The organism is Vibrio sp. SCSIO 43136 (genome assembly GCF_023716565.1).
Classification (GTDB): Bacteria; Pseudomonadota; Gammaproteobacteria; order Enterobacterales; family Vibrionaceae; genus Vibrio.
This window is the reverse complement of sequence record NZ_CP071849.1, coordinates 657,965-671,387: the sequence shown is the minus strand read 5'-3', so window position 1 is coordinate 671,387 and position 13,423 is coordinate 657,965. Positions and strand designations below refer to the sequence as shown.

12 protein-coding genes are annotated in these 13,423 nt (G+C 44.6%); 5 read left to right on the top strand and 7 right to left on the bottom strand.

Annotation, left to right across the window (positions count from 1 at the left end):
• Positions 1–41 precede the first annotated feature (41 nt).
• Complete coding sequence (locus J4N39_RS17755) at positions 42–686, top strand: Crp/Fnr family transcriptional regulator (protein ID WP_252026400.1); 645 nt, start codon at positions 42–44, stop codon at positions 684–686.
• Here the strand turns inward: J4N39_RS17755 and J4N39_RS17750 are convergent.
• Positions 669–1,175 (bottom strand): hypothetical protein, encoded by a 507-nt coding sequence (locus J4N39_RS17750; RefSeq protein ID WP_252026398.1) that lies wholly within the window; start codon positions 1,173–1,175, stop codon positions 669–671. The two genes, J4N39_RS17755 and J4N39_RS17750, sit on opposite strands and share 18 nt — an antisense overlap.
• Before the next feature lie 135 nt (positions 1,176–1,310).
• Between J4N39_RS17750 and J4N39_RS17745 the strand changes: the two genes are divergently transcribed.
• The 3 genes from J4N39_RS17745 to J4N39_RS17735 are packed head-to-tail and all read left to right on the top strand — an operon-like array spanning position 1,311 to position 3,978.
• Positions 1,311–2,723, top strand: coding sequence for an alkyl sulfatase dimerization domain-containing protein (locus tag J4N39_RS17745; protein WP_252026396.1), 1,413 nt, complete (start codon positions 1,311–1,313; stop codon positions 2,721–2,723).
• A 45-nt stretch (positions 2,724–2,768) separates the two neighbouring features.
• Positions 2,769–3,302 carry a hypothetical protein gene (locus J4N39_RS17740; RefSeq protein ID WP_252026394.1) on the top strand — a complete coding sequence of 178 codons (534 nt, stop codon included), beginning with the start codon at positions 2,769–2,771 and terminating at the stop codon, positions 3,300–3,302.
• A 37-nt stretch (positions 3,303–3,339) separates the two neighbouring features.
• Positions 3,340–3,978, top strand: coding sequence for a Crp/Fnr family transcriptional regulator (locus tag J4N39_RS17735; protein ID WP_252026392.1), 639 nt, complete (start codon positions 3,340–3,342; stop codon positions 3,976–3,978).
• Positions 3,979–3,996: 18 nt separating this feature from the next.
• Here J4N39_RS17735 and J4N39_RS17730 read toward each other — a convergent pair whose 3' ends face one another.
• Positions 3,997–4,605: a histidine phosphatase family protein gene (locus J4N39_RS17730; RefSeq protein WP_252026390.1), complete on the bottom strand. Its 609-nt coding sequence runs from the start codon at positions 4,603–4,605 to the stop codon at positions 3,997–3,999.
• Between the two features lie 222 nt (positions 4,606–4,827).
• Between J4N39_RS17730 and J4N39_RS17725 the strand changes: the two genes are divergently transcribed.
• The gene (locus J4N39_RS17725; RefSeq protein WP_252026388.1) at positions 4,828–6,087 is read left to right on the top strand and encodes a hydroxymethylglutaryl-CoA reductase; all 1,260 of its coding nucleotides are present in this window, start codon (positions 4,828–4,830) and stop codon (positions 6,085–6,087) included.
• A gap of 21 nt (positions 6,088–6,108) precedes the next feature.
• On the opposite strand, the gene J4N39_RS17720 is transcribed toward J4N39_RS17725, so the two are convergent.
• From J4N39_RS17720 to narQ, 5 genes are all read right to left on the bottom strand, one after another.
• Positions 6,109–6,720, bottom strand: a complete 612-nt coding sequence (locus J4N39_RS17720; RefSeq protein WP_252026386.1) for a hypothetical protein — start codon at positions 6,718–6,720, stop codon at positions 6,109–6,111.
• Positions 6,721–6,983: 263 nt separating this feature from the next.
• Entirely contained in the window at positions 6,984–9,587 is a 2,604-nt protein-coding gene (locus J4N39_RS17715; RefSeq protein ID WP_252026384.1) for a LuxQ periplasmic sensor domain-containing protein, read from the bottom strand.
• A 3-nt stretch (positions 9,588–9,590) separates the two neighbouring features.
• Positions 9,591–10,691 (bottom strand): autoinducer 2-binding periplasmic protein LuxP, encoded by a 1,101-nt coding sequence (locus tag J4N39_RS17710; protein WP_252026382.1) that lies wholly within the window; start codon positions 10,689–10,691, stop codon positions 9,591–9,593.
• A 161-nt stretch (positions 10,692–10,852) separates the two neighbouring features.
• Positions 10,853–11,488 carry a response regulator gene (locus J4N39_RS17705; RefSeq protein ID WP_252026942.1) on the bottom strand — a complete coding sequence of 212 codons (636 nt, stop codon included), beginning with the start codon at positions 11,486–11,488 and terminating at the stop codon, positions 10,853–10,855.
• Positions 11,475–13,124: a nitrate/nitrite two-component system sensor histidine kinase NarQ gene (gene narQ, locus J4N39_RS17700; protein ID WP_252026380.1), complete on the bottom strand. Its 1,650-nt coding sequence runs from the start codon at positions 13,122–13,124 to the stop codon at positions 11,475–11,477. Before narQ ends, J4N39_RS17705 begins: the two co-directional genes overlap by 14 nt.
• Positions 13,125–13,423 lie beyond the last annotated feature (299 nt).

The window sequence follows — 13,423 nt, the reverse complement described above, 5'->3', positions numbered from 1 at the left end:
TGGCTTAAAATTGTAAAGGGTGCTGCCCTTCAAGGAAGCCCATGACAGCAGAATCTCTTGAATTATACGATGCATTTCGCGTCTTACTGAATCAACAAGCTTATCCAACTTTATATCAAGCCTTTCAAGGCGATGCCGTACGCAAAAAATATCAGGCTGGGGAGCAACTAGTTACTCAAGACGATTCTTTAGAGCAAATGGGCTTTCTACTCTCAGGGGAAGCGGAAATCGAGATCGTATCCGCCGATGGTGAACTGCTCATCGCAGAAAAGTTCTTTCCTAACAGCTTACTCAATGCGGTTTCATTTATTGATGGAAGAACCTCTCCCGCCACACTTGTCGCAGTATCGGATTGCGTTGTGCTGTACCTTTCTTATGCCAAATTAAGGTCGGAGCCTCAACTTAATCTAGAAGCAACCTTGATAGCGGGACTCTGTGCGGCGTCTTTATATCGAATATCTGAAAAACTCTTATCGGCTTCGTTACTTTTGCCACTTGAAGAACGAATCATGATCCGCCTTCAAAGGCTCAAAGATGAGGATAACAGTGTTTCTATCACCGCAGAAAAACTGGCTGCTTATCTTGCCGTCAGCAAGCATAGAGTACACCGCTCGTTAAAACTGTTAGAAGAAAAAGGTTCGATCATCAATACCTATGGTAGCGTTCAATTAATTGAAACGAAGTAAAACAACCCTCTCCCGAAGATGTTCATTTGCTTGATGAAAACGCACCAGTCCAATCTCCATCGCATGCTCCATTTCTATTTGCTTCGTCACTATCGCTTGCAAACTCGCCTGCGTCACCAAAATCACATTCTTCGGTTGCTCGGGTACAGCAATATCAATTGATACGCTTCTTGGGTGTTCAACATCTAACTCCGACCACAGCGGAATGTCTGCCACCAATATCAGCGCAGATTCTAGCCCCGAGAGTGCCAACTGCTCGCTAAACAAAGTAAGCCACCAAGAGACTCTTTGAAACGTCGCACTAGGCACCAAGTCACTAGGCTGCTCTATATCTCCATGCTTTACATGAAAAATGGACGAGAACTTCAATAACTCTGCTTCAGGAAGTGAGCCTTGTTCAACAGCATCAAAACCTAGATGCAGTGGGCAAGAGGCCACTGACCAGGAAAATAGACAGCTGAGGGCAAGCGCCTTTGTTTTTGTCTTCATCGACTTTCAACTCATCGCGTTAAACACAGCGAGATAATAGACAAAACTTATTTTTTCAAAATCGCACCGTGCAACTTCTGCTGACATCTCGCTTGGTAATCTAGCCGCATCTAATCCGAAACAGGAACAATCAAGATGTCAAAAATGACTAAGCTGGCCATTTTAGTGTCAGCGGCACTATCGACTAGCGTTATCGCCAATACTTCCCTTTCAATTGATGAGAAAAGCGTAGTCAGCCCAACCGGTGCGATTCTCGCAGAGAGCTTAAATAACAAAGATGCTCAATACACGGACGGTGCATACGAAGTTACACCAGGTGTATGGTCAGTGACAGGTCTAGGTATGGATAATGTCAACGTTGTTGAAACTGAAAACGGCATCGTGGTATTTGATGGCGGCCTTAGCGGAGACTACGCAAAAAAAGCGATGTCGCTTCTGCCTGAACACGTCGCCAAGAAACCTGTCGTCGGCCTCATTTACACCCATTGGCACTACGTCGTTGGTGCAGGCGCATGGAACGTCTCTGAAGACACCGTTGTCGTTGCTCACGAAAACCATAAGCAGGAGTTTAGCACTGCACTTTCTACTGACTCTCCAACTGCGCAAGTAAGACAGTTACGCGGCGCTATTCAGCTAGGTTCTTTCCTTCCTGCTGAAGGAGAAGATTCTCCATCAGTTACAGGTTTGGTGAACGTAAGCTTTACTCCTGAACAGATGAAAACTTATACGCCACCAACAAAGCTTGTCGGTGATGAAGAAACCACCATCACTATCGATGGTATGGATTTCGTCACTTACATGGGTCACACAGACACCATGGACGGCATCAGTATCTATATCCCTGAAAAGAAAGTCAGTGTCGACAATACCTTCTGGGCTCATGGTTTGTTTAACTACTCGACTTTGCGCGGAGACCGCTGGCGCGACATTGATCTAATGGAAGCATCACTTGAATGGCTACTTTCAAAAGATATCGACCACAGCCTTAAAGTTCACGGCAAACCAGTTACAGGCGAAGTATTTAAAGAGCAATTAGAGCATCAGCTAATTGCGACCAAAGCGCTGGTTTCTGAAACTGATAAAGCCATTGGCAAAGGTATGGCACCGGATGAACTGCAATACAACGTCCAGTTGCCTGAAGAAATTGCTGACTCTCCTTGGGTTGAGCAAAACTACGGAGAGTGGTCCTACCATGTGCGTCGCTACTACAACCACGTAATGCACTGGTTTGGTAATGACTCGATCGACTTGCACCCACTACCGCGAAATGTCGAAGCTGAAAAAATGGTCGAGGCGATGGGCGGTACCGATAAAGTCATTGAACTGGCGAAAAATGCCCAGCAAAACAGCGAGCACCAATGGGCTGCTCAACTTGCGACATATGCTATTCGCTCTGGTGAAGAGTCAGCAAAACAAGTTAAGGCCGATGCACTAAGATCAATGGCTCAACAAGCCACCGCATCGAACACTCGAAACTGGATGCTTACTCATGCGCTTGTATTAGAAGGGAAGCTTGAGCTTCCAATGATCCTTACTGGCGAATACTAATAGAACTCGGCCCCCTAATTTTTAGGGGGTCTTTATGGTGCAGATATGAAGAAAATTTTTGCCCTTTACTTGCATTCGATGATGCGACTGGCAGAGAGATACCAGTTCGTTCGCACTGCTCTACGCAAAGGCAACACCCTATTGGTCAGATACCTTGTGTGGCGCTATGAAAAGAAAGGCCTTGCAGCCTGGCAATCGTTCTGGATTCCAGCGTTTGCACAATACGGTAACTACCGTGCAGACTACATTGCAAAGAAAATGAATATTCAACCCACTATCGCTCGCTCAGTGGGGGCTTATCATGATTATGAAGACCCAATTTTGGGTGTTGAAGGGCATTGGGAAACCAATAGCGAAGGTGAAGCGATTCGAGTAGAGACATCTTGTGTGGTGTGCGATGACTTGATGAAAGCGACTCAAAACAAACACTGCCGAAGTGACTTTTGTCGCCACATTGTGCACGCCATGGAATCATCTACTGGCAAAGCCATCAACGCAAAGTACAAAGTCGGTATCATTTCATTGCTAACGGAAGGCGATACCTCCTGTCAGTTTGTCCATAGAATTGACCCGTCGTGAGCACTATCAGCCACTCGTATCGAGTGGCTTCATCATTATGAATAATAAGCAAACCCTGATTAAAATCTATGAACTGAGCGAAAGCCTAGCTCAAACTTTGGTAACCCTAGGTAAGTTTGAAACAGTGCCAAAGAGCCAATATATTAACTTGCAAGATCAGTGTTCCACTGACCTTTGGTTACTATTGTCTGGCCGTTTAGCGCTGTTTAGTGCCTGTGAAGAGAGGGCCAATCAGAGCTACAACATCATTGGCCCCGGTGTGCCTGTCAACGAGGTCCCGCTTTTACTGGGAACGTCAGCGGTTGCAGATATCCAAACCAGTGAAGAATCACTAGCACTTAGAGTTCCGTTTACCGCTTGCACTGAGCTGCTGAAAAACGATATAGAGTTTCTACGATTTATTAGCCTCTCAGTTGCCAAGAAACAAAGAGTGCTTCACGCCCTGTTTCAATTAAGGGCGATGAAGTCAGAGAAAAGAAAGGTATTAAGTGCCTTACAAATCCTCACCGACCTGAACATCGAAGGATATGCGCTCACCAATATAAACAACCTCTCATCATTGCTTTATATGTCGAGAAATCGAGTTAGCAAGATACTCCTAACGCTCACTGACGCGCAAGATATCGTTCAAGTCCATGGAGGATACCAACTTACCTCCAAACACATTAACGAATAGCAATATACAGGTTTTCACTCACTTTAAAGGTTGATCACAGAATTTTTTCACCATAAATCGTGAGCCATCAACCCAATGCAATTCAGAATGGCACAAATTATTGGCATAAGGATCTTGCCAAATTTCATCTCGATCTCTTCCCAATAAATCGTTGATGATGGTTTTGATCCATGCGGCATGAGACACCATCAAAATGGTTTGATTTGGGTGTTCACCTACGATTTCATTGAGAGCGGCTAATCCCCTTTCAGCCACTTGAGCAAAAGTCTCCGCCCCTTCACAAACGAATTGGCTAGGTTGGTGCCAAATATTGTGGTGTTGCTTAGGGTTCAGTTGAGCCACTTCTTCAAAGGTTTTGCCTTCCCAACTGCCTAAGTTTATCTCCATCAAGCCTGTATGAGTCTTCATCTGGGTTAGCGAGCCGTTCATCAGCAGGTCGGCAGTGTGTACAGCTCGCCCACTCGGGGATGTAATCACTACATCAAATTCAATTCCGGATATTTTACTTCTAGCGTCAATCGCTTGTTGAATGCCAAGTTCGGTAAGTGGAGCATCGAGATGACCTTGAATACGACCTTCGAGGTTGGCCTCTGTCTGCCCATGGCGAAACAAATGAATGGTTGTCACTGTGTACCTCCTTTTGCAACTAACATTAATAGCTTATAACAGATTGCGCTGTTTGATACGGTCAACATTGTTAGATTGAATGCTCTTTCACACTCTAGAAATAAGCTAACCAGTAAATCCTTAGCTGATATGACAAATTAGTGTAAGTAGGTTTGAATCGCACTTGAGTTCTTAAGTCAGGTCGCTAAAATTTGCCTCCCGATTGTCGAATATATAAAGACTATGCCAAAACTGAACTTATCTTCCAGCGTACAGCACCCAGCTCTGAGCTGTGAAAAGGCCACTCAAGACCTCACTACAGCGTTAGCTTCTAAACATCATGCGGTTGATAAGTCTCACCCTCGCTCTCCTTTTATCCGAGAAAAGACCGTCGAAAAACGATGGCAAGCGCTTGATAACCCAGACTCAAAACAAGCATTACTTGACCCGATGACACTGGAATCAATGGAGTCATATGAAAAGAATATCGAGCATTTCATTGGCACAGTGAAACTTCCTGTTGGCATTGCTGGCCCGCTACGAGTAAACGGAATGTTTGCTCAGGGTGATTACTCCATTCCTCTCGCAACGACTGAGGCTGCGCTGGTTGCCTCATATGACAGAGGCTCAAAGCTGATCACGGCTGCTGGTGGCGCATCGGCGCTGCTAATCAATGAAGGCGTCACTCGTACCCCTGCATTTGCTTTCGATACATTGGCTCAAGCTGGCCAATTTGTTGCTTGGGTGACGACCCAATTTGATACCTTTCGCACTATCGCCGAATCAACAACCGCTCACGGCAAGCTCAAAGACATCAACGTCAACATTGAGGCGAACAACGTTTATTTGGTGTTTGAGTACCTAACTGGTGATGCCAGCGGGCAAAATATGGTGACAATCAGCACCAACAAAGTATACGAGTATGTGCTAGAACATTGCCCTATCGAGCCAAACTTCGCCTGCCTCGATGGCAACTTATCTGGGGATAAAAAAGCTAATGCTTTCACCATGCGCCACGTTCGGGGCAAGAAAGTGTCAGCGGAAGTCACTTTATCTAAGGCGTTGGTCGAGAAATACTTACACACCACACCTGAGTTGATGGAAAGATTTGGCCGTATGACAACCTCTGGTGCCCTATTAAGTGGCTCTCTCGGTGTCAACGCCCATTACGCAAATGCACTAGCGGCGCTATATATCGCTTTAGGTCAAGATGCGGCGTGTGTTTCTGAATCGGCTATCGGCACGACACGTATGGAAGTCACTCAAGACGGTGGATTATATGCGAGTGTGACTTTACCAAACCTTATGGTTGGTACAGTAGGAGGCGGTACAGGATTACCAAGCCAAAAGGCTTGTCTTGATTTGATGGGGCTCCATGGTAGCGGCAATGCCAAAGCACTTGCAGAAGTGTGCGCCAGTGTTTGCCTCGCTGGTGAACTTTCCATCGTTGGCGCATTTACGGCAGGCCATTTCTCTCGCGCCCACCATAAACTTGCACGCTAATAGCATCTGGTCAGCAGTGAATTACCGCTCGAACGAAGAGCGGTACAAGCCTAATGCTTTTTTACTGACTAAAGAGTAAGAGATAAACGCCAACACAATGAAGACTGGCCAGCCCAAAATAATATGTAAGGCATTGGCCACGCTTTCCATCTCGAAAGAAAACAGCATCAATACAATCGACTTCAGCACAAAGAAACCTACCCAGATCCAATTGATCTGTTGCCACATCAGCATGTAATTATGACGATAGTAACTTCGTAATGGCTTCAAATGCACATTAAAGCACTCTGCTATCAACATAGGCACAGGTTTATCAATATAGCCAAAGGCCGTTAATAATAAAGCGATTTGGGCAGATTCGAAGATACAAGAGGCGCACGCAAAAGGCGTTGGTGAAAAGAAAGCGGAGAATATCGCAACTCTGATCCAGTCGCACATAGCCACGGACGCAATAAACATGGGTAGATAGACCAAGCTTCGCACTTTGTAACTTAATACAATCGTGTAGAAGAGGCCAAAAGTTGCCGCAATGGCATACTGTCCGAAAACATCAAAACACAGATATGCGATGGCTGGAAAGCCAAACCAATACCATGCTCGACGATCTAACAGCTCTTTAGAAAGCTGTAACATACGAGTTCCTTACCTGACGTTAATAAGCCAGCCAATCTCTCTTTGGAGTGGCTCAAGCTAGTACACGCAGGTTTATCGAATCTTATGTTCGTTTCCCGTACTTCATCACCCCTTTATTGGGTGAAACCTCTATCCTGCGTTTTATTGTTATTAAATTGCCTTAACCCTGACTAGGCAGTATTCAATTTGTTTGATTTAACCCTCTTCGATAATACAAAACAACCCTTATTTCATGAATTCATGCATAGGTTTATTAAAACCTGCTACGCATCGCACTCTATATCGATATAGCGACGTTTAAAAAACTCCATTGCTTGATGTAAAGGTTGCTCTTTAATCGGTTTAACAATGATGTAATTAGCACCAGCGGCGATAAACGCTTTTTGCGTCGACTCATAAGCATCTGCCGTACACGCAAAGACAGGTGTTTTGAGCTTTAACTCATCACGAATATAGCGAGTGGTCTCAACACCATCCATTCCTGGCATCTGGTTATCCATCAATATCAGATCAAACGTTTTCTCTCTCAATATTTTTAGTGCACTTTGACCATCTATCGCCCAATCTACGTCAATACCGTACTTCTTCAAAAAAGCTTTAGCGATGAAAGCGTTACTCTTATTATCTTCGACCAAGAGTACCTGCGGTGAGACTTCAAAAAGTTGGTAATTGACGCTCTTTTTAAGCTCTGGCGAATTCACTTCTGCATCTGACGCAACCAGCTTAATTGGCACGTTAATATAGAACACTGTACCTTTACCTAACTCGCTGTCTACGGCTACTTGGCCTCCCATCATATCGATGAGGTTTTTAACGATACTTAAACCCAAACCACTACCGCCATATTCACGGGTGGTGGATCGTTCAGCTTGGGTAAATGGTTCAAACATGTGCTCGATGGAATCTGAAGCAATACCAATACCTGTATCTTGTACTTCGATATGTAGGTCAGCTTTATCCGCGATGGTCTTTTCTAAGGTAAAACGACATTTTACATGACCTGACGCAGTAAACTTGATGGCATTATTGAGCAAGTTAAACACAATCTGATTCAAGCGTACTTGGTCACCGCTGATGGTGGTTCCTGCTTCTACACCCGATTCAATATCCAGCACCAGACCTTTCTGTTCACACATAGGGCCATAAATGCTTTCCAACGGCTTAATGAAATCGGCAAAGGAAAACTCACTAAACTCCAACTGAAGTTTACCCTGCTCGATTTTGGAGAAATCAAGAATATCATTAAGTACCGCCAGTAAATGCTCACCGCTGCGATACAAAATCTCTACTTGTTCTCGGTTTTCATCTTTAACCAGTGAGTGTTTAAGAAGCTGGCTAACACCTAATATGCCATTTAGCGGGGTTCTGATCTCATGACTCATCTTCGCAAGAAAGTCCGCTCGAGCGGTAGCGGCGCTTTCTGCTTCTATTCGAGCCAAATTACTTTGTTTCTCAGCTTCGATCAGTGCGGTGATATCTTGGCCTTGCCCGATAACAGCCGTGATCCCATCATCCAATGAAATCGGAGATAGGTTCCAACGGAAGATCTTGTTCTCTATCGGGACATTAACCCCCATTAGAGTTTCACCTTTGGTCACCATACGTATGTAAAAAGCGACTTTGCTTTGGAAATTCTTGAATGACTCCGGAGCATCGACACCTTTTTGAAACAGAAGAATATCTTGTTCCAACTTGAGCGCTCGTTTAGCCGCAGGATTCATCTGCACAACGATGCCATCGGTATCCCAAACGACGATAGGAGACAAAGAAAAATCAAACAGATCTTGGAAGGACTTTTCTTTTTCCCTCAACTTAAAAAAAGCCGTCTCGAGCTTATGGCCCAAGGCATCAAACTCCGAAATGTCAGAGCCAGAGAATTTTCTCACTTCCCGTTCTTCGCTAACGCCATTGGCGTAATCCATCAATACACCCAATTGGTTAGTAAGGATTTTTTGAATATAGCGACGAAAGATCAATCCAAGTAGGGCGATAACCAGCAATGCGCCAACCAAACCATATAGGTAGGTTTGCTCTAAGGCGACAATGTTCGAGTTGTTTTGGATGGTAACTACGGTGAGAGGAATCAACTCCTCTCTCACTTTTAGTTGGGTCTGATGTAACAGATATTTGGAGTACGACGTTGGTTCTGGCCCAATAAGGTTGAGCATTTCCAAAAAACGAGGATCATCAGGTGCCAACGACGAAGCCACAACTTCATCACCTGACAAAATGATAGCCCCTGTACTTTGTGCAGCAGATTTAAGCTGCTCTATCATAGTGAAGTTATTGTCTACCACCACAGCAATAAACAACTGCCCTAGCACTTGCCCTGTGTCTGGCGCAACAACTGGTGATCTTCTCACCAACAAGTGACGATCGCCCATCACGGTAATGACATGCTGGAAATACCAACCAGAGCGAGTGATCATTTGATCAGCGATGGTTTTTAACGCGTCATCTCCTATCCCATAGAAATAGCTGTTCCCATCATTCCAACCTATGTCTAGGCTATTATCTTTAGTTATAAATCTGAAATCTGGAGAATTTAACGGTTCGCTTTGCTCCACATCCAGAAAGAAAAAATCCAAATTACGAGTTTTTCCTTCTAAAAATAAGCTTTGCAACGTCACACTTGACGACGTGCTGTCTTGCTGGCTCTGCATGGTGATGAGCTTGTAATCAAACACACTTTGCAAGAGAGTAGAGGTTTGCGCCGATGTTCGCTGAACCTCTTCTTTAACAATGTTCGACGAAACCTGATAAGTCTGAAACACCAAACCAACCATGAGCACCGCAATAGCAGCGACGAAAATACGAACCAGTACGCTAGCTAAAGTCCTATTTGGGTTTGGTGAGCTATAAGGCATAAATTATTGATCCGAGTAACGAAAAGCTCTGAGCTTCAGTTGTTCAATTTTTTCGTGCGACTCATCGCGAGTAATTATCTCAAAATCGCCTGAGTAGACCGTAGGTACAGGTTTTCCCTCCAGATCCCACTTAATTGCTTCCGCCATTGCGACGCCAGTGTCGTCGTTCATTCGCATCACAGTAACGTCTAACCCACCTTCTTCGATGGCTTCGAGTTCTGCACTGCCGCCTCCCCAACCGTTAATGAGAACATCACGTCGGTTAGCAAATTTCAGTGCCTGAGACGCCCCTAGAGCAACATCTGTCGAACAGGCGTAAATGAATTCAATATCAGGATTGGATTGAAGTGCCGTCATGGTGGCCTCATAACCACTTTGACGATCCGCTTTAGTATAAAAAGAGGACATCAAGTTGTACGGTTTAGACCCTTGTTTCATTTCTTCAATGAAAGTGTCACCTCGAGCATCACTCACATAACCAGGAGAGAAATACAATAATGAGTAATCCGCACCATCTGGGAATCTGTTGTTGAAGTGCTGAGCTAGCGCTCGACTGCCAGTGGGATGATCAAACCCCACGTAAAGGAATGGCTGTTTTTCTTCCCAAGCTTTCACTGGCGTGGTGATGTTTTGCAAGATGAGCTTGGTATCAGGATTATTTAAGACGTGTTCAATGAACTTTCGATGACGAGTAGTATCAAGGGTAAAAATCAAATAACCCGACTTGTTTTGTAGCGCCTTCATCAAAGACAAACTTTGCTGACGTGAGCCTGCGCCCGGACGAGTAAAAACCTGATTGATTTCGTATTCAATCCCGAGCTCATCCATGCGCATGCTAAACGCTTTAATATTGCGTCGCCAGTAATCGGAAATCTGTTCGCCCGGGTAAACAACAGAGATTGTCACTGGCCCGTCTTGATCCACCTTTAAAGGTATCGCAGTTTGACGGACCGTTTCGCCAAGCGCATTGGTGAGCGCTTGCTGCTCTGGATGAGCCGAAAGGTAATCACTATATTCCCAAAAGCTGTCGAGAGAGCGACCGGCGATTGCTTGAGACGCAATAAATGGTGTTAACACCCCTAGCAGTAAACTATGCCACTTCATTTTCCTAACCTTATGTTTGGTCGCATGAAACTAAATATAGATTAGTTGAAAAAGAATTTGTACACCAAATGCTTATCGACAGTTCAACTGCTTACACTTAATACAAAGTCCATAAAATCATTGTGGCACAAGTTTACAAAATCACCGCATTTATAATCAACTTATTTAATATCACTTCCGGTGTATTCTAGGTACAAAACCGTTGCAGCTGTACGCGAAGGAACATTGAGTTTCTTCAGCAGACTCTTCATGTGAACTTTCACCGTAGATTCTGAAATGAACAGCTTGTCAGCAATCTGTTTATTGCGAAACCCTTTGGCAACCTCGCTTAAGATTTGCATTTCACGCTCAGTCAATAAATCACCCAAAGATGGCTTATCTTCCCGATTGTCCAAGTATTCTTGCACTAGGGAACTGTATGATTTGCTTCCAGTGATCGCATTACGGATCAGCTCTACCAACTCATCAGGTTCGGTATCTTTAAGCAGGTAACCATCAGCTCCTGCTTTGACCAAAGCATCGATATCGGTGCCGCTATCCGATACTGTCAATATTACAATCCTTGCCTCAACATCTTCTGAGCGCAGTGCGTTCAAGGTATCTAGGCCAGACATCCCTTTCATATTTAGATCGAGGAGAATTAGGTCTGGTTGCTGCTGATTGGCTACTGCTATCGCATCCGCCCCATTGCTTGCCTCTGCAATTACTTCAAAGTCATCTTCAAAGTTAAGCAGTTGCGTAATGCCTCTACGCATTAGGGGGTGATCATCAACCACCATTACCCTACAAGTCGTCATCATCCACCTCTTGTTGATTTTCAAATGTTAGTGTCACTTTACAGCCCAATCCTTGCTGACTTTCAACGGTGACATCGCCATTAAGTCTAGCAGCTCGTTCTTGCATGATACCAAGTCCGTAATGGTTCGGCTTTTCTGTTGTTGTATCAAATCCCACACCATCATCTTCGATGGTCACGTTAATCTGGTCACCGTCGCTGCCGCAGCGTACAGTGATATTACTTGCTTGTGCATGTTTGACGGAGTTATTAACCGCCTCGCGGATCAACTGCAATAAATGCACTTGATGATTCGCTCGCAGATAGATAGAGGAAAGTTGATTGTCGATCTCAATCGATGCATTAGTGCGTTCTTCAAATGGCAATATCATTTGATTGAGTGCTTCACCAAAATCCGCCTCTTTGATCGTCAAGCGGAAAGTGCTAAGTAGCTCTCTTAGCTGGCTGTACGCATTCTTCAATCCAACGTCAATATCATCAATGGCTTGCGTTGCATTAAGACATTTCTCGACTTGGCAGTTTTTGCCCACCTGCCTTTTGAGCAATGCGACCTGAATTTTAAGATAAGAGAGCGATTGAGCGATTGAATCGTGGAGTTCTCGAGCAATGGTCGCACGCTCTTCCATAAGTAGCAGCTGCTCTGTCTGTTTCTGGGCTCGGTTATAGTAAATGCCACGTGCCAAAATCTGGGCAACGTTATCAATCAACGCTTGGTCAGGGCAAGGTAATGAGGCTTGCCAGCGCAACGTGCCCAAGTGCTCCCCATCTAGGACCAATGAATTTACGTGCCAAGAACTGGATGTAGGCTTTCCTTGGGTAATCTCTAATGCTGCTGGTGTATCATCTGCAATGATCAGTTGCGCAGCTTGAATGCCCTCAATCCGCACAAGGTGGCCCACAATGGAAGAAAAATGCTCAGTACTTAAGTGACTAACACTCAACTCTTGTGAACAATCATATAACACCTTAAGCGAATCATTGGCGTGGCTAAGGCGGTGAGTTTTCTCATTCACCAGCTTTTCCATCCCTCGATACAGTTCGCCAAGTTGAGTCGCCATTTTATTGAACGTCATGGCTAGGCGACTGAGCTCAGTATCCCCTTTGACTTGAATCTTAATATCAAAGTTTTGATTTTGGATCTCTTCACTGGCTTGGTTAAACAAGCCCAAAGGATAGACGATTTCTTTTCTTACGTAATGCACCACAAACAATGCTATCACTAGTATGGTTCCAAGCCCAATCCCAGCAACCCAACCGAGTACAATTAGCTTTCGCTCGGAGTGACGTTGTAACTGATAAACAAATTCATCGATTTGCTCAACGAAGTCTGCAACCTGTACGACATACTGCGCTCGTTGCTCGCTACGTAACAGCAACTCTAAGTTATCCCAACGCTTAATCAGCTCAAAGTAGTGGTTTTGAATATCGGAAGGAACGATCCAGTGCTCAAGCGCCTTCATACTCGGTGCGTGTAACGAATGCTCAAACTGATCCAAATGCAGCTCGTACAAGGGTGAAGACAACTGAATGTCATAGGCCAAGCGATAACTCTGCATTCGCATCGAACCTGAAACGTTAACAGCTTCAGCATCATTTAGGCTCGAGGAGAGAGTGAAAATGGCAAACCCTGTTGTCATCACCGACAGCAGGAGTATTGAAAATAAGGACCGTGCAATAGATTGCGTAACTGGTCGTGTAGGTCTGTTAGGCAAAAACTGCCTCCAAAAAATCCATTGTTGTGGCGCAGTGCTCAATTTGACAGATTTATCGGCGTTGGGCGATGTCCATCACCTCAAAACCTCTTCTTGATCACTTTCTGAACCAAACCGCTAAACCACTAATTTTCTAATAGTTAATTGTGTGAGCTAAAGCACTAGTAAGAATTGATCTAGCTCAATTGAAATAATCCTTTACTACTTAGTGGGTATTTATAACA